Annotated in this window: 27 protein-coding genes; 9 read left to right on the forward strand and 18 right to left on the reverse strand. The window is 62.5% G+C overall.

Annotated elements, in window-relative coordinates; all coding sequences use genetic code 11:
- Window positions 1-26 precede the first annotated feature (26 nt).
- The gene (locus tag IAE37_RS08870; protein ID WP_201172384.1) at window positions 27-944 is read right to left on the reverse strand and encodes a LysR substrate-binding domain-containing protein; all 918 of its coding nucleotides are present in this window, start codon (window positions 942-944) and stop codon (window positions 27-29) included.
- 108 nt (window positions 945-1,052) lie between these two features.
- Between IAE37_RS08870 and IAE37_RS08875 the strand changes: the two genes are divergently transcribed.
- The 8 genes from IAE37_RS08875 (at window position 1,053) to rpoS (ending at window position 8,233) form a co-directional block, all read left to right on the forward strand.
- Window positions 1,053-2,165: an S-(hydroxymethyl)glutathione dehydrogenase/class III alcohol dehydrogenase gene (locus IAE37_RS08875; RefSeq protein ID WP_016392290.1), complete on the forward strand. Its 1,113-nt coding sequence runs from the start codon at window positions 1,053-1,055 to the stop codon at window positions 2,163-2,165.
- An 8-nt stretch (window positions 2,166-2,173) separates the two neighbouring features.
- A complete protein-coding gene (fghA, locus tag IAE37_RS08880; RefSeq protein ID WP_201172387.1) occupies window positions 2,174-3,028 on the forward strand; it encodes an S-formylglutathione hydrolase in 855 nt (284 codons plus the stop codon).
- A 96-nt stretch (window positions 3,029-3,124) separates the two neighbouring features.
- On the forward strand, window positions 3,125-3,598 hold the full coding sequence (ispF, locus tag IAE37_RS08885) for a 2-C-methyl-D-erythritol 2,4-cyclodiphosphate synthase (protein WP_201172389.1): 474 nt from the start codon (window positions 3,125-3,127) through the stop codon (window positions 3,596-3,598).
- Complete coding sequence (truD, locus tag IAE37_RS08890; protein ID WP_201172392.1) at window positions 3,595-4,653, forward strand: tRNA pseudouridine(13) synthase TruD; 1,059 nt, start codon at window positions 3,595-3,597, stop codon at window positions 4,651-4,653. The genes ispF and truD overlap by 4 nt, the downstream gene beginning before the upstream one ends.
- Window positions 4,641-5,390, forward strand: a complete 750-nt coding sequence (gene surE, locus IAE37_RS08895) for a 5'/3'-nucleotidase SurE (RefSeq protein ID WP_201172395.1) — start codon at window positions 4,641-4,643, stop codon at window positions 5,388-5,390. The genes truD and surE overlap by 13 nt, the downstream gene beginning before the upstream one ends.
- Before the next feature lie 35 nt (window positions 5,391-5,425).
- The gene (locus tag IAE37_RS08900; protein WP_192938702.1) at window positions 5,426-6,064 is read left to right on the forward strand and encodes a protein-L-isoaspartate(D-aspartate) O-methyltransferase; all 639 of its coding nucleotides are present in this window, start codon (window positions 5,426-5,428) and stop codon (window positions 6,062-6,064) included.
- A 186-nt stretch (window positions 6,065-6,250) separates the two neighbouring features.
- Window positions 6,251-7,114 (forward strand): peptidoglycan DD-metalloendopeptidase family protein, encoded by an 864-nt coding sequence (locus IAE37_RS08905; RefSeq protein WP_201172398.1) that lies wholly within the window; start codon window positions 6,251-6,253, stop codon window positions 7,112-7,114.
- A 111-nt stretch (window positions 7,115-7,225) separates the two neighbouring features.
- Window positions 7,226-8,233, forward strand: coding sequence for an RNA polymerase sigma factor RpoS (gene rpoS / locus IAE37_RS08910; RefSeq protein WP_201172400.1), 1,008 nt, complete (start codon window positions 7,226-7,228; stop codon window positions 8,231-8,233).
- A 570-nt stretch (window positions 8,234-8,803) separates the two neighbouring features.
- On the opposite strand, the gene fdxA is transcribed toward rpoS, so the two are convergent.
- The 11 genes from fdxA to IAE37_RS08965 form a co-directional block, all read right to left on the reverse strand.
- Window positions 8,804-9,127: a ferredoxin FdxA gene (gene fdxA, locus IAE37_RS08915; RefSeq protein WP_083185553.1), complete on the reverse strand. Its 324-nt coding sequence runs from the start codon at window positions 9,125-9,127 to the stop codon at window positions 8,804-8,806.
- Between the two features lie 140 nt (window positions 9,128-9,267).
- The gene (mutS, locus tag IAE37_RS08920; protein WP_201172402.1) at window positions 9,268-11,841 is read right to left on the reverse strand and encodes a DNA mismatch repair protein MutS; all 2,574 of its coding nucleotides are present in this window, start codon (window positions 11,839-11,841) and stop codon (window positions 9,268-9,270) included.
- A gap of 50 nt (window positions 11,842-11,891) precedes the next feature.
- A complete protein-coding gene (locus IAE37_RS08925; protein ID WP_201172403.1) occupies window positions 11,892-12,869 on the reverse strand; it encodes a tyrosine-type recombinase/integrase in 978 nt (325 codons plus the stop codon).
- A 15-nt stretch (window positions 12,870-12,884) separates the two neighbouring features.
- Window positions 12,885-13,076, reverse strand: coding sequence for a DUF4224 domain-containing protein (locus tag IAE37_RS08930; RefSeq protein ID WP_201172404.1), 192 nt, complete (start codon window positions 13,074-13,076; stop codon window positions 12,885-12,887).
- 38 nt (window positions 13,077-13,114) lie between these two features.
- Window positions 13,115-13,495 (reverse strand): hypothetical protein, encoded by a 381-nt coding sequence (locus IAE37_RS08935; RefSeq protein ID WP_236409859.1) that lies wholly within the window; start codon window positions 13,493-13,495, stop codon window positions 13,115-13,117.
- Window positions 13,496-13,546: 51 nt separating this feature from the next.
- Entirely contained in the window at window positions 13,547-14,008 is a 462-nt protein-coding gene (locus IAE37_RS08940; protein WP_201172405.1) for a hypothetical protein, read from the reverse strand.
- A 43-nt stretch (window positions 14,009-14,051) separates the two neighbouring features.
- On the reverse strand, window positions 14,052-14,594 hold the full coding sequence (locus IAE37_RS08945; protein ID WP_201172406.1) for a hypothetical protein: 543 nt from the start codon (window positions 14,592-14,594) through the stop codon (window positions 14,052-14,054).
- Entirely contained in the window at window positions 14,591-14,860 is a 270-nt protein-coding gene (locus IAE37_RS08950; RefSeq protein WP_201172408.1) for a hypothetical protein, read from the reverse strand. The genes IAE37_RS08945 and IAE37_RS08950 overlap by 4 nt, the downstream gene beginning before the upstream one ends.
- Entirely contained in the window at window positions 14,857-15,525 is a 669-nt protein-coding gene (locus IAE37_RS08955; protein WP_201172410.1) for a hypothetical protein, read from the reverse strand. The genes IAE37_RS08950 and IAE37_RS08955 overlap by 4 nt, the downstream gene beginning before the upstream one ends.
- An 87-nt stretch (window positions 15,526-15,612) precedes the next feature.
- The gene (locus IAE37_RS08960) at window positions 15,613-15,837 is read right to left on the reverse strand and encodes a hypothetical protein (RefSeq protein ID WP_201172412.1); all 225 of its coding nucleotides are present in this window, start codon (window positions 15,835-15,837) and stop codon (window positions 15,613-15,615) included.
- Complete coding sequence (locus IAE37_RS08965; protein WP_201172415.1) at window positions 15,834-16,496, reverse strand: hypothetical protein; 663 nt, start codon at window positions 16,494-16,496, stop codon at window positions 15,834-15,836. The genes IAE37_RS08960 and IAE37_RS08965 overlap by 4 nt, the downstream gene beginning before the upstream one ends.
- A gap of 54 nt (window positions 16,497-16,550) precedes the next feature.
- Between IAE37_RS08965 and IAE37_RS08970 the strand changes: the two genes are divergently transcribed.
- Window positions 16,551-17,198, forward strand: a complete 648-nt coding sequence (locus IAE37_RS08970) for a hypothetical protein (protein WP_201172418.1) — start codon at window positions 16,551-16,553, stop codon at window positions 17,196-17,198.
- Between the two features lie 54 nt (window positions 17,199-17,252).
- Here the strand turns inward: IAE37_RS08970 and IAE37_RS08975 are convergent, their stop codons facing one another.
- From IAE37_RS08975 to IAE37_RS09000, 6 genes are all read right to left on the reverse strand, one after another.
- A complete protein-coding gene (locus IAE37_RS08975) occupies window positions 17,253-17,858 on the reverse strand; it encodes a hypothetical protein (protein ID WP_201172421.1) in 606 nt (201 codons plus the stop codon).
- Window positions 17,859-17,910: 52 nt separating this feature from the next.
- A complete protein-coding gene (locus IAE37_RS08980) occupies window positions 17,911-18,726 on the reverse strand; it encodes a DUF2303 family protein (RefSeq protein ID WP_201172424.1) in 816 nt (271 codons plus the stop codon).
- A 26-nt stretch (window positions 18,727-18,752) separates the two neighbouring features.
- Entirely contained in the window at window positions 18,753-19,100 is a 348-nt protein-coding gene (locus tag IAE37_RS08985) for a hypothetical protein (protein WP_201172427.1), read from the reverse strand.
- 88 nt (window positions 19,101-19,188) lie between these two features.
- Window positions 19,189-19,725, reverse strand: coding sequence for a hypothetical protein (locus tag IAE37_RS08990; RefSeq protein ID WP_201172430.1), 537 nt, complete (start codon window positions 19,723-19,725; stop codon window positions 19,189-19,191).
- Window positions 19,722-19,988: a hypothetical protein gene (locus IAE37_RS08995; RefSeq protein WP_201172433.1), complete on the reverse strand. Its 267-nt coding sequence runs from the start codon at window positions 19,986-19,988 to the stop codon at window positions 19,722-19,724. The genes IAE37_RS08990 and IAE37_RS08995 overlap by 4 nt, the downstream gene beginning before the upstream one ends.
- Before the next feature lie 19 nt (window positions 19,989-20,007).
- A partial coding sequence (locus IAE37_RS09000; RefSeq protein WP_236409860.1) for a response regulator transcription factor occupies window positions 20,008-20,386 on the reverse strand: 379 nt, incomplete at its 5' end.

Consider the following 20,386-nt stretch of genomic DNA (forward strand, 5'->3'; position numbering starts at 1 on the left):
GCGGGTAAACCCGCTCCTACAAGATTTCACTCAGTCTGAAATCTGTGCGATCCCTGCCGATACTCCGGCAACCCCGCCAACCCTGCCTTTAAATGATCCACCAAGCGCCTGACCTTGGGCGACAGGTGCCGCTGCTGCGGATACAACGCCCACACCGCGGTATTGGGAGGCTGATGGGCCTCGAGCAACGACACCAGCGCCCCGCTGTGCAAATGCTCGAGCACGTAGTAGTCCGGCAACTGGCACAAGCCCATCCCCAGCAACGCCGCGTCCAGTACCGCCTGGCCGCTGTTGCAGCGCCAGTTGCCCTGCACCCGCTGGCTGATTTCCCGGCCATCCTGCTGCAAGGCCCACAAGTCCGTGCTGCCCACCAGGCAATTGTGTCGCGCCAGTTCCGACAGGCTGTGCGGCCGGCCGTAGCGTTCCAGGTAATCGGGCGAGGCGCACAGGTACATGCGCCGCGGTGCCAGGCGCGTGGCGACCAAGCGTGAGTCCTGCAGGCGACCGAGGCGGATGGCCAGGTCCATGCCTTCGTGCACCAGGTCGAGGGTGCGGTTGCTCAGTTCCACGTCGACGCGCAGTTGCGGGTACAAGGCCATGAAGCGCGTCACCAGCGGCACGATGAAGCGTTCGCCATAGGCCACCGCACAGGTCATGCGCAGCAGGCCCTTCGGTTCGCTGGCCAGATCGCCAACGGCACGCAGGGCTTCGTCGCGGCCGTCCTGCAGGCGCTGGCAATGCTGCAGGAAGGTCTGCCCGGCCTCGCTCAAGGTCACTCGCCGGGTACTGCGGTACAGCAGGCGGGTTTGCAGGCGCTCTTCCAGGCGGGCGATTTGCCGGCTCACATGCGAGGACGAAACCCCGAGGCGCTCGGCAGCAGCGGTGAACTGGCCCGATTCGGCCACAGCCACGAATTCGTCGATGCCTTCCCAGCGGCTGCTCATTGATTATCCCTGCATGGCAATAATGTTTTGTCTTCGCCTGGATTATTCATCAAAAGACACTGAATTACACTGCTTGCCTGAGTTCACCTAACCGACTGGAGACCGTCGATGATCAAGTCCCGTGCTGCCGTAGCCTTCGAGGCCAAGAAACCCCTGGAAATCGTCGAAGTCGACGTGGCCATGCCCAAGGCCGGCGAAGTGCTGCTGCGCGTGGTCGCCAGCGGTGTCTGCCACACCGACGCCTACACCCTGTCGGGCGCCGACCCGGAAGGCATCTTCCCGTCGATCCTCGGCCATGAAGGTGGCGCGATCGTCGAGGCGGTGGGCGAGGGCGTGACCTCGGTGGCCGTGGGCGACCATGTCATCCCGCTGTACACCCCGGAATGCGGCCAGTGCAAGTTCTGCCGTTCGGGCAAGACCAACCTGTGCCAGGCGATCCGCGCTACCCAGGGCAAGGGCCTGATGCCAGACGGCACCACCCGTTTCTCGTACAAGGGCCAGCAGCTGTTCCACTACATGGGAACCTCGACCTTCTCCGAGTACACCGTGCTGCCGGAAATCTCCGTGGCCAAGATCCAGAAGGAAGCACCGCTGGAGAAGGTCTGCCTGCTGGGTTGCGGCGTCACCACCGGTATCGGCGCGGTACTCAACACTGCCAAGGTCAAGCCGGGTGACACCGTGGCCATCTTCGGCCTGGGCGGCATCGGCCTGTCGGCGGTGATCGGTGCGGTCAAGGCCAAGGCCTCGCGCATCATCGCCATCGACATCAACCCGGCCAAGTTCGAGATCGCTCGCCAGCTGGGCGCCACCGACTGCATCAACCCCAAGGACTACGACCGTCCGATCCAGGAAGTCATCGTCGATCTCACCGATGGCGGCGTCGACTTCTCCTTCGAGTGCATCGGCAACGTGCAACTGATGCGTGCGGCGTTGGAATGCTGCCACAAGGGCTGGGGCGAGTCGGTGATCATCGGTGTTGCCGGTGCCGGCCAGGAGATCGCCACCCGTCCGTTCCAACTGGTCACCGGCCGGGTCTGGCGCGGCTCGGCATTCGGCGGCGTGCGTGGCCGTTCCGAGCTGCCAAGCTACGTGGAAATGTCCGAGAAGGGCGAAATCCCGCTGGATACCTTCATCACCCACACCATGGGCCTGGAGGACATCAACAAAGCATTCGACCTGATGCATGAAGGCAAGAGCATCCGTAGCGTGATCCACTTCTGAGGTGTGCCATGAGCCTGGATAACATCTCCTGCCAGAAGAGCTTCGGCGGCTGGCACAAGCGTTACCGGCATCACTCCAAGGTGCTGGGCTGCGACATGGTGTTCGCGGTCTACCTGCCACCGCAGGCCGAGCAGGGCGAGAAGCTGCCGGTGCTGTACTGGCTCAGCGGCCTCACCTGCACCGACGAGAACTTCATGCAGAAGGCCGGCGCCCAGCGCCTGGCCGCGGAGCTGGGGTTGATCATCGTGGCACCGGACACCAGCCCACGGGGCGAACAGGTGCCCGGCGACCCGGACGGCGCTTATGACTTCGGCCTCGGTGCTGGCTTCTACCTCAACGCCACCCAGCAGCCCTGGGCCCAGCACTACCGCATGCACGACTACGTGGTGCAGGAGCTGCCGGCACTGATCGAGGCGCATTTCCCGGCCTCCGACCAGCGCAGCATCAGCGGCCATTCCATGGGTGGGCATGGCGCGCTGGTCTGCGCCCTGCGCAACCCAGGGCGCTATCGCTCGGTGTCGGCGTTTTCGCCGATCAGCAACCCGATGGATTGCCCGTGGGGCGAGAAGGCCTTCAGCCGCTACCTGGGCGAAGACCGGGCACGCTGGCGCGAGTGGGATGCCAGCGTGCTGCTGGCCGAGACGCCGGCGGGGCAGTGCCCGCCATTGCTGGTGGACCAGGGCGACCGCGACGACTTCCTCGAGAAGCAGCTCAAGCCCGAGGCGCTGGAGCAGGCTGCACGCAAAGGGGGGCATGAACTGACCCTGCGCCTGCAACCTGGCTACGACCATAGCTATTACTTCATCGCCAGCTTCATCGATGAGCACCTGCGGCACCATGCGGTGGCGCTCGGGCGGGTATAGCGACAGCCGCTGTTGCAGGCGAAGGGCTGCGCAAGCAGCCCAATCCCCGCCCAAAGCAGGTAGAATCACGCCCTGACTCAATCAGGGCGTTTTTCTATGCGTATTGGCCACGGCTACGATGTGCACCGTTTCTGCGACGGTGATTTCATTACCCTGGGTGGGGTGCGTATCCCCCACAAATACGGCCTGCTGGCCCATTCCGACGGTGACGTGCTGCTGCATGCCCTGAGCGATGCCTTGCTCGGCGCCGCCGCATTGGGTGATATCGGCAAGCATTTCCCCGACACCGATCCACAGTTCAAGGGCGCCGACAGCCGTGTGCTGCTGCGCCATGTGGTGGGTATCGTCGCGGCCAAGGGCTGGAAGGTCGGCAACGTCGACGCCACCATCGTCGCCCAGGCACCGAAGATGGCCCCGCACATCGAAACCATGCGCCAGGTGATTGCCGAAGACCTGCAGGTCGAACTCGACCAGGTCAACGTCAAGGCCACCACCACCGAGAAACTCGGCTTCACCGGCCGCGAGGAGGGCATCGCCGTGCATGCGGTCGCCCTGCTGCTGCCAGCATGACCGAACTGGAACTGCTGGGCCCGCGCGCATCGGGCGAGGCCCTGGGCACTGCCGTGCTCAAGGCGGTAGCCGAGGACTTCCAGGTCGACGAGGTGCTGGACATCCCGCTGTCGGGCCAGGGCGAGCACCTGTGGCTGTGGGTCGAGAAGCGCGACCTCAATACCGAGGAGGCCGCCCGCCGCCTGGCGCGCGCCGCAGGCGTACCGGTACGGGCCATCAGCTACGCCGGGCTCAAGGATCGCCAGGCGCTGACCCGCCAGTGGTTCAGCCTGCACCTGCCAGGCAAGGCCGACCCCGACCTGTCGCGGGCCGAGGATGCCAGCCTGCGTGTGCTCAAGCAGGTGCGCCACCTGCGCAAGCTGCAGCGCGGTGCCCATTCGGCCAACGGCTTCACTCTGCGCCTGACGGCGCTCGCCGCCGATCACGCGGCATTGGATGCGCGCCTGCAAACGCTCAAGGCGCAGGGCGTGCCGAACTACTTCGGCAGCCAGCGCTTCGGTCATGGCGGCGGTAATGTCCATGACGCGCTCGACTGGGCCACGCGCCAGGCCTTGCCTGAGCAACGAAACGTACGTTCGCGACTGCTTTCGGCAGCCCGCAGCTACCTGTTCAACCAGGTGCTGGCGGCGCGCGTGGCCGATGGCAGTTGGCAGCAGGCCCAGGTCGGCGACCTCCTGGCATTCACCACCAGTCGTAGCTTCTTTCCGGCAGGCGAGCAGGAATGCAGCGATCCACGCCTGGCGATTCTAGACCTGCACCCGACCGGTCCACTGTGGGGCGAGGGCGCCGTACCGACTTCTGGCGCCCCAGGCGCACTGGAATCGGCGGTCGCTGAAAGTCACCCCCAGCTGTGCCATTGGCTGGCCCAGGCGGGCATGGATCACGAACGACGCATCCTGCGACTCCCTATTGGCGGCCTGACGTGGCATTATCCAGAGCCTGATATCCTGCAACTGGAATTCGTCCTTCCGGCCGGATGCTTCGCCACCGTGGTGGTGCGCGAACTCGTCGATCTGGTGCCGGCAGGGCAGACGGACAGCCCATGCGTATTCTGATTTCGAATGACGACGGTGTTACCGCACCCGGCCTCGCCGCGCTTCACGCTGCGCTGGCGGACTACGCCGAGTGCGCGGTAATTGCCCCGGATCAAGACAAAAGCGGTGCCAGCAGCTCGCTGACGCTGGACCGGCCACTGCACCCGCAGACACTGGCCAACGGCTTCATCAGCCTCAACGGAACGCCGACCGACTGCGTGCACCTGGGCTTGAACGGGTTGTTGCCCGAGACGCCGGATATGGTGGTGTCGGGCATCAACCTGGGGGCCAACCTCGGTGACGATGTGCTGTATTCCGGCACCGTCGCCGCGGCGCTGGAGGGGCGCTTCCTGGGGGGGACCTCGCTGGCCTTCTCGTTGCTCTCGCGCCAGCCGGACAACCTGCCCACGGCCGCCTACATCGCCCGACGCATGGTCGAGGCGCAGTCGCGCCTGCAACTGCCACCGCGTACCGTACTCAACATCAACATACCCAACCTGCCGCTGGAGCATATCCGCGGCATCCAGCTGACCCGCCTGGGCCATCGCGCCCGCGCCGCGGCACCGACCAAGGTGGTCAACCCACGCGGCAAGGAAGGCTACTGGATCGCCGTAGCCGGCGACGCCGAGGATGGCGGCCCGGGCACCGACTTCCATGCGGTGATGCAAGGTTATGTGTCGATCACGCCGTTGCAGTTGGACCGAACCTTCAACGATGCCTTCGAACAGCTCGATGGCTGGCTGGAGGGTGTGCTCTGATGCGTGAAAAGGACGATATGCGCCACGGTATCGGCATGACCTCGCAGCGCACGCGTGAGCGGCTGATCCAACGCCTGTGCGAGGAGGGCGTGTCGAACCCCAAGGTGCTCGAGGCGATCCGCCGTACCCCGCGCCACCTGTTCGTCGACGAGGCCCTGGCGCACCGCGCCTACGAAGATACCGCGCTGCCGATCGGCCACAACCAGACCATCTCCCAGCCGTTCATGGTCGCGCACATGAGCGAGCTGTTGCTCGAGGCCGGCCCGCTGGACAAGGTGCTGGAGATCGGCACCGGCTCGGGCTACCAGACCGCGATCCTCGCCCAGCTGGTCGAGCGCGTGTTTTCGGTGGAACGGATCAAGGTCCTGCAGGACCGCGCCAAGGAGCGCCTGGTCGAACTCAACCTGCGCAACGTGGTGTTTCGCTGGGGGGATGGCTGCGAGGGCTGGCCGGCTCTGGCACCCTACAATGGCATCATCGTCACCGCGGTGGCGCCGGAGGTGCCGCAGGCGCTGCTCGACCAGATGGCCCCGGGCGGGCGCATGGTGATCCCGGTCGGCCCGGCGGGCGAAGTGCAGCAACTAATGCTGATCGTGCGCGAGGAGCACGGCTTCTCGCGGCGCGTGCTCGGTGCGGTGCGTTTCGTGCCGTTGCTCAACGGCCCGGTGGCCTGAAGCGCGCGGCTTTTTCGCAGCCGCCGCGAATTCTTGCGCAAGCCGTCTGTCTATCTGGCGGGGCTCCTGGGTATTCATGCATTACCAGGTCAGCGCCCCTCCCATTGCGAGTGGGCTTGGTTATAATTGCAACAATATTGCATTTCATTTCGTATTTACGGTTTTGGCACCATGAGGGGAGCGCGGGTGGGTCACACAGGCATGCGGCAGCGCAGGGATCGAGCGGGTTTCAAGCTTCTGGCGATTGCCCTGGCCATGGGCACCCTGTTGGTTGGCTGTTCGAGCACCGGCTCCAGTGGCGCGCGCGTGGTCGACCGCAGCAAGGCGAGCTCGGCACCCAAGCGGCCGACCGTGACCTCGGGGCAATACGTGGTCAAGCCTGGAGACACGCTGTTCTCCATCGCCTTCCGCTACGGCTGGGACTACAAGGAACTGGCCGCGCGCAATGGCATCGCGGCGCCCTACACCATCCGCCCGGGCCAAGCGATTCGTTTCAGCAGCGGTTCTGCCGGCAGTACCACGGTGGTGTCCAGCCCATCCTCCTCGAGCCGCACCACGGTCATCCGGCGCCCTGCTGAGACCACCACGACGACCACTGTCAGCACCAGCAAGCCGGCCACCACCACGACACCGAGCGGCACCACGGTGGTCCCCACCGTGCCGGCCGCGGAGCGCGCGGTAGGCGGCTGGACCTGGCCGGCCAACGGTGTACTGATTGGAAAATTTGCTTCAAACGGTAGTTTGAATAAAGGCATTGATATCGCCGGTGATTTGGGACAGCCTGTTTTTGCTGCGTCTGATGGTTCGGTGGTCTACGCCGGGAGTGGCTTGAGGGGCTACGGCGAGCTGATCATCATCAAGCACAGCGATACCTACGTCAGTGCCTACGGCCACAACCGCAGGCTTTTGGTTCGGGAGGGGCAGCAGGTCAAGGCAGGGCAGTCGATTGCTGAAATGGGGTCCACGGGCACTGATCGGGTGAAGCTGCATTTCGAGATTCGCCGCCAGGGCAAACCCGTCGATCCACTCCAGTTCCTGCCACGTCGTTGACCGTTGTGCCTGGCCTGTTCCTTTGATGATGTAGAGGGGACGGGCTCTAGCGATGCCAGGGAAGCAGGCGCCGCTCGAGTCTGAGTTCGAACTCAGCAAAGGACTATAACAATGGCTCTCAGTAAAGAAGCGCCGGAGTTTGACATCGACGATGACGTACTCCTCATGGAGACGGGTATCGTTTTGGAAACGGATGTGGTGTCAGACGAACCTGCTGTAACTTCGGTTCGGACCAGGGCCAAGTCAGGCCCTTCGCTCAAGCAACACAAGTATATCGATTACAGCCGGGCGCTCGATGCCACCCAGTTGTATCTCAACGAGATCGGCTTCTCGCCTCTGCTTTCCCCGGAGGAGGAAGTGCACTTCGCGCGCCTGTCGCAAAAAGGCGACCCTGCCGGGCGCAAGCGCATGATCGAGAGCAACCTGCGCCTGGTGGTGAAAATTGCCCGTCGCTACGTCAACCGCGGTCTGTCGCTGCTCGATTTGATCGAGGAGGGCAACCTGGGCCTGATCCGCGCGGTCGAGAAGTTCGACCCCGAGCGTGGTTTTCGCTTCTCGACTTATGCGACCTGGTGGATTCGCCAGACCATCGAGCGGGCGATCATGAACCAGACCCGCACCATTCGCCTGCCGATCCATGTGGTCAAGGAACTCAACGTCTACCTGCGGGCCGCGAGGGAACTGACCCAGAAGCTCGACCACGAGCCATCCCCTGAAGAAATCGCCACCCTGCTGGAGAAACCGGTCGCCGAGGTCAAGCGCATGCTCGGTCTCAACGAACGAGTCTCTTCGGTGGATGTGTCGCTGGGGCCGGACTCCGACAAGACCCTGCTCGACACCCTCACTGACGATCGCCCGACCGACCCGTGCGAACTGCTGCAGGACGATGACCTGTCGCAGAGCATCGATCAGTGGCTGGGCGAGTTGACCGACAAGCAGCGGGAAGTGGTGGTACGCCGCTTTGGTCTGCGTGGGCATGAAAGCAGTACCCTGGAAGACGTCGGCCTGGAAATCGGCCTGACCCGCGAACGCGTGCGGCAGATTCAGGTCGAGGGGCTCAAGCGCTTGCGCGAGATCCTCGAGAAGAATGGCCTGTCCAGCGAGTCGCTGTTCCAGTAACACGAACCCTGACTAAAAGCCCCGCCCATGGCGGGGTTTTTTTATGGACTCGTCTTGCTGGTTACAGCTCGCCGGATATCGAGCGCCGCGCGGGCGGCGCGTGATCTCACACGCGCCCCTTCTGGCCTGCGCACAACCATTGAAAATGGCACCTGGAAACTGTGTCACCCGCTACCCTCGTAGCGTTGCGTGTAAGCCTTTGCTTACTCGTTGCGTAAGCCTTTTATGCAATGATCAGTAAATCATTGTCGTTTCCAAATCTTGATTATCTATAACCAATTGAAATTAAAAGATTTTTTGGATGTGTTGAAGTGTGTCGCCGGTAATGTCTTGTGAGGTTTCGCGGTTTGCGACTCCCGCTCAAGTCGCTAGTATTCGAACTGTGCACACGGACATGCACAGGCTTTCAACGGATGAGGGCCAGGGACATCGCAAGAAGCGATTTCATCAGGATGATGTTCAGGACAAGCAGGGACTACGGAAAAAAATGTGGGCGGGTCAAACCGCCCCTTTTTTTTGTCCGCTGAAAATGAAAAAGGCCCTTGCGGGCCTTTTTCGTATCCGGCGCTATCAGCGCTCCAGATCGGCGATCTTGCCGGTCTTGCCATCCCACTCTTCGGCGTCGGGCAGTGCGTCTTTCTTCTCGGTGATGTTCGGCCAGACTTCCGCCAGCTCGGCGTTGAGCTCGATGAAGTTTTCCATGCCTGCCGGGATCTCGTCTTCCGAGAAGATCGCCTGGGCCGGGCACTCAGGCTCGCACAGTGCACAATCGATGCACTCGTCCGGGTGAATGACCAGGAAGTTCGGGCCTTCGTAGAAGCAGTCCACCGGACAGACTTCCACGCAGTCGGTGTATTTGCATTTGATGCAGTTGTCGGTGACGACGAAGGTCATTTCTAGTTCTCTCCTCAGGCGACGGCGGCGGCCCTTCCTCTCAGGGCCGCGCGGTTTACTGGCAAGTGGCTGCAGGCCAGGCTAATAACCTGCAGCACCAGCAAACCGCGGCGGATTCTACCAGCTTGTAGTGGGCGCCGTTATAACAGGTTCTTTAGTTGATATAGCGTTTCGATAGCTTGACGCGGGGTCATGTCGTCCAGCGCCAGCTTGCCCAGCTTCTCGATGGCTGGATGTGGCAGGCTGGCGAACAGGTCGCTCTGGTGCGGCACGGCCGGTGCGTCGGGTGCTTTCTTGGCCACGGGGGCCTCGTGCGGCAGGCTGCTGGTTTCCAGGCGGCCCAGGTGCTCGCGGGCGCGCTGGATGACCGGCGCGGGCACGCCGGCCAGTTGCGCCACGGCCAGGCCGTAGCTCTGGCTGGCGGGGCCAGGCAGCACATGGTGCAGGAAGACGATACGTTCGTTGTGCTCGGTGGCGTTCAGGTGCACGTTGGCCACCAGCGGTTCGCTTTCCGGCAACACGGTCAGTTCGAAATAGTGGGTGGCGAACAGCGTGTAGGCGCGCAGCTGGGCCAGGCGCTCGGCGGCGGCCCAGGCCAGCGAAAGGCCATCGAAGGTGCTGGTGCCACGGCCGACCTCGTCCATCAGCACCAGGCTGCGGTCGGTGGCGTTGTGCAGGATATTGGCGGTTTCGCTCATCTCCACCATGAAGGTCGAGCGGCCACCGGCCAGGTCGTCACTGGAGCCGATACGGGTGAAGATGCGGTCGACCAGCGACAGCTCGCAGCGCGCCGCTGGCACGAAGCTGCCGATATGCGCCATCAGCACGATCAGTGCGGTCTGGCGCATGTAGGTCGACTTACCGCCCATGTTCGGGCCGGTGATGATCAGCATGCGGGTGCTGTCATCCAGGCTCAGGTCGTTGGCCACGAACGGCGTGGTCAGCACCTGCTCGACCACCGGGTGGCGGCCTTGGTCGATGCGCAGGCACGGCTCGTCGACGAAGCTTGGGCAGTTCAGGTCGAGGTTCAGCGCGCGTTCGGCCAGGTTGCTGAGCACGTCCAGCTCGGCCAGGGCGGCGGCGCTGTCCTGCAGCGGCGCCAGGTGGCCGATGAGGTTTTCCAGCAGCGCGTCGTAGAGCATCTTCTCGCGCGCCAGGGCGCGGCTCTTGGCCGACAGCGCCTTGTCCTCGAAGGCCTTGAGCTCCGGGGTGATGAAGCGCTCGGCACCCTTGAGGGTCTGACGCCGGATGTAGTCGCCCGGTGCCTGCTCGGCCTGCTTGGTCGGCAGCTCGATATAGTAGCCATGCACGCGGTTGTAGCCGACCTTCAGGTTGGCAAGGCCCGTGCGAGCCTTCTCACGGGCTTCCAGGTCGATGAGGAACTGACCGGCGTTTTCGCTCATGGCCAGCAGCTCGTCGAGCTCGTTGTCGTAACCCTGCTTGAGCACTCCACCATCGCGGATCACCGCCGGAGGGTTGTCGATGATCGCCCGCTCCAGCAGGCTGGCCAGCTCCGGATAGATGCCGGTAATGGCGGCCAGACGTGCCAGGTGCGGCGCCTCCAGTTCGGCCATGGCGTTCTGCAGCTCAGGCAGCGCGCCAAGGGCATCGCGCAGGCGCGCCAAGTCACGTGGGCGGGCATTGCGCAGGCCGATTCGGGCGAGAATCCGCTCGATGTCGCCGATTTCCTTGAGCTGCGGTTGCAGTTTCTCGAAGCGGTAGCCGTCGAGCAGGCAGCGGATCGACTGCTGGCGCGCCTGCAGTACCTTGAGATCGCGCAGCGGGCGGTTCAGCCAACGGGTCAGCAAGCGGCTGGCCATGGCGGTCTGGCAGCGGTCGATCACCGACTGCAGGGTGTTGTCACGGCCCCCGGCCAGGTTGATGTCCAGTTCCAGGTTGCGGCGGCTGGCGCCGTCGAGGATGACCGTGTCGTCCATGCGCTCGTGGCGCAGGCTGCGCAGGTGCGGCAGGGCGGTACGCTGGGTTTCCTTGGCGTAGGTCAGCAGGCAGCCGGCGGCGCCGATGGCCAGGGTCAGCTTGTCGCAGCCGAAACCTTTGAGGTCCTGGGTGGCGAACTGTTGGCACAGGCTCTTGCGCGCCGAGTCGCGGTCGAAGTCCCACGGTGCACGGCGGCGCGCACCGGGGCGCTTCTCTGCCGGCAGCCCCTGGGGCCAGTCGTCGGGGATCAGCAGCTCGACCGGGTTGAGGCGCTCGAGCTCGGCGAGGAGGTTTTCCCAGCCCTTGATTTCCTGAACGCTGAAGTTGCCGCTGGTGATGTCCAGCACGGCCAGGCCGAACAGGCGCTCGTCACCCAGCAGGGCGGCGATCAGGTTGTCGCGGCGCTCGTCGAGCAAGGCCTCGTCGCTGACGGTGCCGGGGGTGATGATCCGCACCACTTGGCGCTCGACCGGGCCCTTGCTGGTGGCTGGGTCGCCGATCTGTTCGCAGATGACCACCGATTCGCCGAGCTTGACCAGCTTGGCCAGGTAGCCTTCGACCGAATGGAAAGGAATCCCGCACATGGGGATGGACTGGCCCGCGGACTGCCCACGGGCGGTCAGGGTGATGTCCAGCAGTTTTGCGGCTTTCTTCGCATCTTCGTAGAAGATCTCGTAGAAATCGCCCATGCGGTAGAACATCAGCTGGTCTGGATGCTGGTTCTTCAGCTTCCAGTACTGTTGCATCATTGGAGTGTGGTCGGAAAGACTGGACATTCAAGGCCTTGAAGCTGTGCGTCTATTAGACAATCGCAAAGTGTCTAATACTACAGGCTTTTTTTCGGCATTGCTGGAGGCTGTGCTACGTCGATTTCCCGCAGGCGCAGATAGCGCTTTGTCATGCGCGCGTCGGTGTGACCGCCAAGCTTCTGCGCGTCGTTGCCCTGCTTGTCGGTGTCGGTCAGGGACTTGGCGCGCAGGTCGTGGATGGTGGCGCCGGTTACCCCGGCCTTCTCGCACGCTTTCCGGTACGCATCCTTCACCGTGTCATAGGACACCGGCTTGCCGCCGCCGCGGGTGCAGAACAGGGTCAGGCCTCTAACTTTCCGAGGTAAAGCCTTGGTCCGTGCAATCAGGGCTTCGAGATCTGGCGTCATGCTGACGATGAGCTTCGCTCCGGTCTTCTGCTGGTCAAATGCTATGCCCCTGTCGCTGATGTCCGACAGCTTGATGGCGAGCACGTCGCCGATCCGCTGCCCCGTGAGGTAGCACATTTCGAGGATCGACCGGATGTAGGGGGATGCGGCTGCACAGATGGCGGCGAACTCTTCATCGGTGATGTACCTGTCGCGCTTCTTCTCGCTGTGCCGCTTGATGCCAGTGCAGGGGTTGGAGTCGACGATCTGCTGCTCCAGCGCGTAGGCGAACACCATCCGCAGGAACGAGATAACCCGGTTTGCCATGTTCGGAGTGTCCGACATGTGCAGCTTGAGGGCCGCTACGTGCCGGGGCAGCACCTGGCGCGGCTCGAACTCGGCCAAGTTCTTCTTGAGCCGCTCTGCCGCCGCCTCGTATTGCTTGACGGTATTTTCTGCCAGGCGATCGCGCATCGAATCCAGCGCCTCATCGATCAGCTTGGGCATCCCGCCCAGCCCTTTGCCTCCCATCATCTTGGCGTAGGCGAGCAGGGCGCCCTGGTAATCGCTATCCAGGCGCTCCCACTTTCCCTTCCTCACCAGGTAATAAGCGCCGTGCTTCATATACATGCACGGCGGCAGATGCCTGTCCTTCTTGCGCGGCCTCATCGGTCGTCCCTTCTATCAAAGCCGGAGTTCCGGTCCTTTCTTCTCGGCGTGCCCGCCCAGCCGGGCGAGCACGACCTGCCTCAACACCTTCGGTTTTCCGTCGGCGCCTATCACATACCCAAATTTCTCTGCCTGCAGCCAGCGGACCTGGTCTTTCGGGCGGAGGTAGCCAGTCATGTCGGCTACCTCATCCGGTGTCATGAACATGGTTTCTCTCCACGCCGCCGGTGGCGGCAGGTTGGTGGTCAGGCCTTGGCCGGGAACCACTCGTTGTCGTATTCGAACTGGGTTACCAGCTCGACGGCGATGTGGGGGATCTCGCGCTCGAAGCGCAGCGTCCCGTAATGTCGCTTGACGAATGCCTGGGCCTCTTCGACGAAGTGCTCCTTGAAGACGCGAACCAGGTGGTCGGCTGCCTTCTCGAATTCCTCCTCGCGGTAGTTGCCTTCGGCAAGGCCGCCGCGGCAGACCCGCCACACGCAGCGTTTCGGCTGGGCCTCGGCCGCCTGAATCTTCAGGGCCATCTGGTCGCGGGCGTAGCGCAACTGGTCCAGGGTAAGGGTCTCTACCCATTGGTCGGTGCCGACGCGCATGGTGTGGCCGTGCTCGCATTTGATTTCGGGCATGAGGAGTCCTCGCCCGCGCATGTCGGCGGGCTTGAGTAGTAGGGGAGTGGGTTACTTCGACTTGAGGCTGGCTTTGCGCTTGCGCTCGGCCCGAGCGATCTCTTTGGACATGCTGGCTAGCCCGCCAACCACGTCCTCGGGCAAGAGCGCGTTGTTGCAGTGAGGGCATAGCGGGGTCATCGTCGTACTTCGCCATGCATCGTCCATCGCCTTGGCTGCACGACTCCGGAGCTGAAATTTCTCGGCCTGGGTCAGTTCCTCCGCTCTGCGGTTGAGCCTGCTTACCGCGGCGCCGTAATGCTCGACCAGGAAGGTAAATGCATCGAATGCCTCAACCTCGGTCTCGCAATCGCTGCACCAGACTCGCCGTTCCTTCTCGTCGTAGACCATCTTCCGGTGCCGGCATGAGGATCTCGGTCGGCGGGTGAGGCCGCGGGCGACCCGAATGTCTTCGATCTGCACGACCTTGACGCCGAATGCCCAGTCTTGCGGCTCGATGGGCGCATCACTCATCGCGGCCCCCTGTAGATCAGGTAGGCCATGTAGGCGAGGGCGATCATGGTGCCACCTGCTTCCGGTAGCCCGCGTCGTAGAGCTTGACGCCCATATTTATCTGCCCAGGCGTTGGTGATTCATGCCCGGCATCCAGGCACATTTGTCGCGCAGCTCGCTGGCGCTCCTCGGCTGCCCTCTGCTCTGGGGAGCTGAGCGGGCGAAAATCGTACTCGCTGAGGTGTCCGCAGCTCTCATCACCGCCATCGCTGTGCGTGACTAGGAACAATTGCGTGCCCATGGCGGTGATGGTCACCTCATTGAATCCAGGCCGGGCCCATTCTTCCGTGGAGCGCTTGTGCTTCATCTCGATCTTCTGGCCAACTGGCGGCAGACCTTCGCCGTTCCACTGCGTACCGGCTACGCGGCGCTCGATCGCCGCCCAGGTGGTTTCGTACTCGGGCCAGTCGGCTTCAACGACCACAGCGTCCACGGTTGGGATGTCGTTCAGCCGGATCACGTCGCGTACCCAGCCGAGCTTGTGCTCGCTCAGGTCTTTCACCTTAAAGACGATGTAGCGCTCTTCGCGCTCAAATTTATCGCTCACATCGAATACCTCTCATCAATCCAGCGCCCAGGCGCCAGTGCGGGTGTAGGTTCTGGTTGTGTTTCGTGCGGGGAGAGCTGGCGCTGGTTGCCGGATAACTTCGGGAGCCAGACCTTCACGCAGCTGATGGCGTTGTTCCCCAGCGAGTTCATGACGTAGCAGACGACGCCGCGGGGCTTGTCCTCGAAGGATGTGACGCCTGACGGTAGTTCGGTGGCGCTGGCGCCGGTGGCCAGCAGTAGGAGGCAGAGGGCGAGGCGGGTCATGCCGCCACCTGCTTGAACTCGACGACCCAGACCCAGGGGTTGGCGTTCCAGGAGTCGGCTCCGTTGATGGATACCCAGAGCTCACGCCAGGCGTCGAACGGGTCGGCCCAGTTTCCAGGCCCTGGCTCGCTCTTGAATGGGTGGTAGTAGTGCTCACCGTCGCCGTGGTGAATGCGGTGTATGCCCTCGGCGACGTAGCGGCTTTCGAAATCGGTTTCGCCCTCGCCATCCTGCAGGCGCTCGACGCGCACGTCGGTGATCTCCAGCAGGATGCGGCTGGCCCAGCGAGGCATATGGATGCTCGGCCTAGTTCGTTCGAACGTGCGAGCTCCGATCGCTTCGGGCTGCGGCATGACCTTCGCCTGGTAATCACCGTCGGCTTCGTAGCGCACGGATGCCTGAATATCTCCTACCTTGCCCGTGGCGATCTTATGTGTTTCGCGCACCCAGAGGCGATCGCCTGGCCGGCCATAAGGGCATTCAGGGTTGCGCTTGGTCGATTCCGGGTGACGGATGAATGGCTGGCCAAGGCCGTAGCTGCCGATATCACCCTTCGACCGGGGCTGAACCTTCGCCGCCCGGCGGGTGACCGTCTTCCGGCCCTCGAGGATCGCGCGCACCATCGGCGCACTGAATAGGATCGGGCGTTCCTTTGCTTGAGACATAGCTTCGCCTTGGCCGCCATATCGCGGCAGTGAATAGAGGGGAGAGGGGTTACAGTGGGGTGGAGTACAAATGTGCTCCTGATGGATCTAGCCTTGTGCGCGCATGAAGGTCGCCATGTTGCCCATCTGCTCGACGATGGCGCGATCCTCGGCGGCTGCAGCTGAGGCGATACGCTCTTTGCGCTTCTTGCACAGCCGGCAATCGACCATTGTCCAGTCGCCTGACAGCTCGGAGGATTCCCCGAGCCAGGTGCCGCAGGGCGCTTGCTCAAGGTCTTCCAAGTCGGTGAATGGCGCGAAGTGGGTCTTCACGGCTTCACCTGCGGCTCTGCGCTGGCGGATAGGGCGGTGTCGATCTTGTCTTGCTGCCAGGCCGCAGACCCCAAGGCGTCATCCAGGTAGCCGCACCACTTGCCGGGATTATCTTTGTGAAAGCCCTTCAGCTTGTGGGCAATGGACTGGAAGAACACGCTGCTTTCGCGCAGCAGCGCATCCCGCTCGGCCAGTTGGGCGAGCATAGACCTGGCGGCCTCAATGACCTCAGGGGTGCACTGATCATCTTCAGGTATGCCCAGCAGCTCGCCCAGCTCGCACATGGCATCGCTATAGCGCTGATGAATACGCTGCTGGGCTGCGAGCTCTTCGCGCAGCCGCTCAACCTCGCCAGGATCAGCGTGGGTGTAGAGCTTGGCCCCAAGGCTCGGCATCTTGCCTTGCGACCATGCGATCTCATGCAACCCCTTGCCGAACGCCACGACTTCACCTATCGGCTCGACCTGGGGTTGCTCGGCTGGCCGGGAAACAAGGCCGGCGATTCGCTCCACGGCGCGATCAATTGGAGCCTGAATGAAGCCAGGCAGCGGCTCATCTGCTGGCGGCTTCATGCCTGTCACGCCGGAGACCATGCCGACTAAGGCTTCGGTGACGATTTTGCTCAGTTCGGTGTTGCTGGATCGGTTTTCTGTGGGCATGGGGTTTCCTTGAAGTATGATGCTGAACCGCTATCAGGGAGTTGCAGGGCCTTTATGAATTTCGAAACATCTGTGGTTTATCTGGAACAACTACCCAAGGTTGTTCTTGAGACAGGATTTGACTGGCCGACTTTTTGGAGTTTCTCGGCGACAGCCCTGCTGTTTCTCCTTGGTACGCATTTAACAATCCGCAACTTCAAGCGCACCATAGAAAGTCAAGAGAGAGTTGCTCAGGATCAGCAAGAGGTACAGCGTGACAACATTGCTAGTCAGGAGCTAATTGCAAAGCAAAATTCCCTCAAGGCAAGTAGGCAAAACTGGATAAATGACCTTCGCGACACTTGCGCCGGTTACATTGCAGAGGCGCTCAACGTAAATCGCCTCAATGTTTACTGGGAGTCAGCTCGGGTTCGTTACGCCGAATATCTCGAAGCGAAACCAGAAATCGCGTATCAAATGCACTCTGACTGGACTAATTCGCACGTTCTTGCGATGAAGAACCTTGTTAGCCTAAGAGCAAAAATTGAGCTACTGCTAAATCCAGAAGAAGTTGACTCTAAAGAGCTGATGAAGGCGATTAACGATCTCCACCTTCAATGTGATCGTGCGGGTGGTCCGGCCAAAGATCTCGCGCAGACGGTGGTTGAGTGGTGTCAGCACATTCTTAAGCAAGAATGGGAGAAAGCTAAGTCGGGTGAGTAGATCAACTCGCTCCACTATGAGTAACGAGAGGCGCTGGCGGGCAGCGCCGGAGGGTCAGGCGGAGTAGAGACGATCGAAGTCGTTGGCCGGCATCTTGGGTTTTGCGCGGAACTCCTTGAGTGCTGCCTTGTAGCTTGCCTTGGCTTCCTTCATGGTCGGCGCCCACTCGCCCACGACCTCAAGCGTCTCGTAGGGTGACCACCGCGCAAAGTCGTAGTGGCGTCGGTATTGCCGGTACGCGCTACCGCGGGGGTAGCGAACCATTCGGTACTCCCGTGCTCCCCACTCGCCGCGCTGCTGGTACTGCGGCATGTTGATGCCGAGGAAGTGAGCGAAGCCGTCGTAGCACTCGCATTCGTCGAGGTAGGCATCGAACTTGGTGCGCTTGGCCGGAGGAGTGGGCGGTGGCAGCTTGTCCAGGGCGAACTGCTTTCCCTCGTCCGTGGCTCGATACACCACCTCGTCCTCGGCGCAGAAGGCCGGGGCCTTACCGCGAGTCATCAGGCCGGCGGCCACCAGCACATCCAGGTTGTTCGAATCGTCGTAGCCTGGACTGGTGAGGAAGTGGTTGCGGCTGATGCTGCGGCGATCCGATCGCTCAGCGCACAGGCCCAGGGTGTGCCAGAGCAGGCCGAGCTGCTTCTCGGTGGCTTCGATCATTGCTGTCTCCATGCCGTTGCGGCGGCCCCAGGCCTCGGGGCCGCCTGATGGGTTACTTGGCGTCGAATGTACCCAGGGACAGCTTCGCGGAAGTCCCGACCTTGTCGTCGAGTACGGCCTTGAACTCTTGAGCGATGGCCTCGCGCTGCGCGTCTTCTCCGATCCAGCGCAGTTTCAGCACCGGTTGAGAGCCGCCGGTGATTACCGAAACGCGCAGGCGAATCACTTGCTCGCCCAGGCCTTCGAACGGGATGACCTTGAAGTCCAGCCAGGCTGGCAGGGTTTCTTTGCTGCTGGCCTCGATCTGGTCCATGGTGCTGCGGCTGGCTCGGGTCTCGCCGACGGCGTGATCGCTCTCCGACGAGGCTTTCACGGTGATGGTGCGAACCGCAGCGATCGCTTTGGCGATGGTCATGGTCTGGCCATTCTCATCGGTGGCCGACAAGTGCTGGTTCCAATCTTCGATCCAGTCGCTCATGGCCTTCTGCACCAAGCTCTGGCCGCACACCGCCTGAACGGCTGCGAAAGCAGCGGAAGCCTTCAGGCGCAGCACTGCGCGGTCGTCGGCATGGCCCGGCAGGTCGGCGGTCCCGATGTTGAACAGCACGGTGCAGCTCATGTTGTCCTGATCGATGAAGCCACGGGCTGCCGGCGCGGCGCGCTCGACAACGTAGGCGCTGTAGTCAGCCAGCGAGTGGGTGGAGTACGTGCCACGGAAGCGGTTGCGGCCAGCCTGGTAGCGTTCCAGATCAACCACGTTGAAGTTCTGCGGGACAACAGCAACCGGGCCCAGGGCCGGCAGCTGAATCCCAGCTGCGGCGACGGCGTTTTCTTGGATCAGTTCGAGAGCTTCTTTGCTGAGGGACATGCGCTTTTCCTTGTAGGTGCTGTGAGTTACGAGCGTGGGTGTACGGGTGCTTCGTCACGGGTGAAGAGCTGGTCGTGCTTCTCTGGGAACAGGGACAGCTTGCCGCCGGAGCCGACGTGCATCGGCGTATCGAGGCTGGTGTTTTCGCTGCGAGTGCCGCGTTTAGTGGGGGCCTTGTACTCAAGCTTGTGCTTGATCTTCACCTGGCTGGATTCACCAACACGGCTGAAGTCCAGCGTGATGGTTACTTTGCCGGCCTTGCCGTGATCGACTACACCCGCGGCGACCTCGGACAGCGCGTGGCCAACTTGGCTGGCGAAGGCTCCACCGTTCAGCTCTTCGAGGAACTCGGCAGTATTGGTTGGGGTGGACATTGCTTCGACTCCTTGGGATGGATGCCTCTTGGCGGCAAAGTGATGTGCTGCTGGCGCCGGCCATGCCGAACGCGCGCCGAGATGCGCCTCATGCTCTGCGTTTCGCTCGCTTGTCGGCCGTAGTGGGGAAATCGATCTCGAACTCTCGAATAATCCGGCCGAGCTGCTTGTAAGAGATCTCCAAGGCCCGAACAACGTCCGCCCTGGTCATGCCCACATTGCGATAGGCAATGATTCGCTCAGCCTTTTCCCTGTCTTCGACTGGGTCGCTGAGCTTCTTGCCGTAATTGCTCATGCCGTAATTCGGATCGCGCTTGAACTTGAAGCCGCCTCGCGATGCGGCCCTGACCAGTGCGGACTGGCTAAGGCCCGTGTGGGCCATGGCTTCCTTGTAGGTCATGGTCTTTGCCAGCTCGCGTATCTCATCCAGTCTTTGCTGGCGTGCTGACAATTGCTTTTGGGCAGGTTCGCTGACTTCAACCTTCACCACTTCGCGGCGCGCCCTCGGCGGCACGTAGCCGGATCCGGGCAATACTTGGGCAACTCCTCCGCTGCGAAAGAAGCTGTCGATGCTCGCATTGAGCTGGGCGAGTACTTCGGCTCGATGATCTGGAACGCTGTTCACTGCATGCCTCGCTTGCTGGCAGCGCCGGCCTCCATCACATCCACAAAGCGTAGGGCCGCACGGTAGCTGTAGGCGAAGCCCTGAACCGCGCCCGTGGCGATCTCAACCACATCCCACGTGCCACCCTTGCCGGAAGCCTGGTAGCGCGGAGCTGGCTGGCCGACCTTGGCGTGCGCCTCGGCCCTCACTGACTTGCTGCGCTCGAGCAAAGCCGCGAGCACGGCAATCTTCTGCTCGAAAGCAGGGTGCATTGCTGTCTGCATGGGTTGATCCTCGGTAGGGTCAGGCATGAAGTTCCAGGGCCTCAGCCCGGCGAACGATTCGAATCTGGGCGGTGCGCCGCTCGGGCGCCCTGCGATCACGGCGCATTGGGTCGCCGTCGTTGATGGCTGCGTGCATGGCGATGAGGCCGGCGAGCACGATGCAGAGGGGGCTGATGATCTGTTGGCGCATGGCCTTGGTGACCGCCTCGATGCGGCGGCCGGCTTCCAGCTTGAAGAGGGCATTCTCGATGCGGTTGGCCACGGTGCCCGGGCTGACCGCCATCTGGCGGGCGATTTCTTTGGTGGTGAGGCCTTGAGCCACCCACAGCAGTGCTTCGAGCTCACGGGGAGCCAGCGCCTTGCCGAGCTGGCCAGTCCATGAGCCGCAGGTGATCGTT

Source organism: Pseudomonas sp. S31, from assembly GCF_016648105.1.
GTDB lineage: Bacteria > Pseudomonadota > Gammaproteobacteria > Pseudomonadales > Pseudomonadaceae > Aquipseudomonas.

Excerpts from the sequence above, each read along its gene's own strand:
- IAE37_RS08980 (WP_201172424.1), bottom strand. The coding sequence starts at position 18,726 with ATGTCCCTCAGCAAAGAAGCTCTCGAACTGATCCAAGAAAACGCCGTC.
- mutS (WP_201172402.1), bottom strand. The coding sequence starts at position 11,841 with ATGTCCAGTCTTTCCGACCACACTCCAATGATGCAACAGTACTGGAAG.
- IAE37_RS08900 (WP_192938702.1), top strand. The coding sequence starts at position 5,426 with ATGACCTCGCAGCGCACGCGTGAGCGGCTGATCCAACGCCTGTGCGAG.
- IAE37_RS08950 (WP_201172408.1), bottom strand. The coding sequence starts at position 14,860 with ATGACCCGCCTCGCCCTCTGCCTCCTACTGCTGGCCACCGGCGCCAGC.
- ispF (WP_201172389.1), top strand. The coding sequence starts at position 3,125 with ATGCGTATTGGCCACGGCTACGATGTGCACCGTTTCTGCGACGGTGAT.
- IAE37_RS08985 (WP_201172427.1), bottom strand. The coding sequence starts at position 19,100 with ATGTCCACCCCAACCAATACTGCCGAGTTCCTCGAAGAGCTGAACGGT.
- IAE37_RS08875 (WP_016392290.1), top strand. The coding sequence starts at position 1,053 with ATGATCAAGTCCCGTGCTGCCGTAGCCTTCGAGGCCAAGAAACCCCTG.
- fdxA (WP_083185553.1), bottom strand. The coding sequence starts at position 9,127 with ATGACCTTCGTCGTCACCGACAACTGCATCAAATGCAAATACACCGAC.
- IAE37_RS08940 (WP_201172405.1), bottom strand. The coding sequence starts at position 14,008 with ATGAGTGATGCGCCCATCGAGCCGCAAGACTGGGCATTCGGCGTCAAG.
- IAE37_RS08925 (WP_201172403.1), bottom strand. The coding sequence starts at position 12,869 with ATGAGGCCGCGCAAGAAGGACAGGCATCTGCCGCCGTGCATGTATATG.
- truD (WP_201172392.1), top strand. The coding sequence starts at position 3,595 with ATGACCGAACTGGAACTGCTGGGCCCGCGCGCATCGGGCGAGGCCCTG.
- IAE37_RS08930 (WP_201172404.1), bottom strand. The coding sequence starts at position 13,076 with ATGTTCATGACACCGGATGAGGTAGCCGACATGACTGGCTACCTCCGC.
- fghA (WP_201172387.1), top strand. The coding sequence starts at position 2,174 with ATGAGCCTGGATAACATCTCCTGCCAGAAGAGCTTCGGCGGCTGGCAC.
- IAE37_RS08935 (WP_236409859.1), bottom strand. The coding sequence starts at position 13,495 with ATGCCCGAAATCAAATGCGAGCACGGCCACACCATGCGCGTCGGCACC.
- rpoS (WP_201172400.1), top strand. The coding sequence starts at position 7,226 with ATGGCTCTCAGTAAAGAAGCGCCGGAGTTTGACATCGACGATGACGTA.
- IAE37_RS08965 (WP_201172415.1), bottom strand. The coding sequence starts at position 16,496 with ATGCCCACAGAAAACCGATCCAGCAACACCGAACTGAGCAAAATCGTC.
- IAE37_RS08955 (WP_201172410.1), bottom strand. The coding sequence starts at position 15,525 with ATGTCTCAAGCAAAGGAACGCCCGATCCTATTCAGTGCGCCGATGGTG.
- IAE37_RS08970 (WP_201172418.1), top strand. The coding sequence starts at position 16,551 with ATGAATTTCGAAACATCTGTGGTTTATCTGGAACAACTACCCAAGGTT.
- IAE37_RS08870 (WP_201172384.1), bottom strand. The coding sequence starts at position 944 with ATGAGCAGCCGCTGGGAAGGCATCGACGAATTCGTGGCTGTGGCCGAA.
- surE (WP_201172395.1), top strand. The coding sequence starts at position 4,641 with ATGCGTATTCTGATTTCGAATGACGACGGTGTTACCGCACCCGGCCTC.
- IAE37_RS08975 (WP_201172421.1), bottom strand. The coding sequence starts at position 17,858 with ATGATCGAAGCCACCGAGAAGCAGCTCGGCCTGCTCTGGCACACCCTG.
- IAE37_RS08995 (WP_201172433.1), bottom strand. The coding sequence starts at position 19,988 with ATGCAGACAGCAATGCACCCTGCTTTCGAGCAGAAGATTGCCGTGCTC.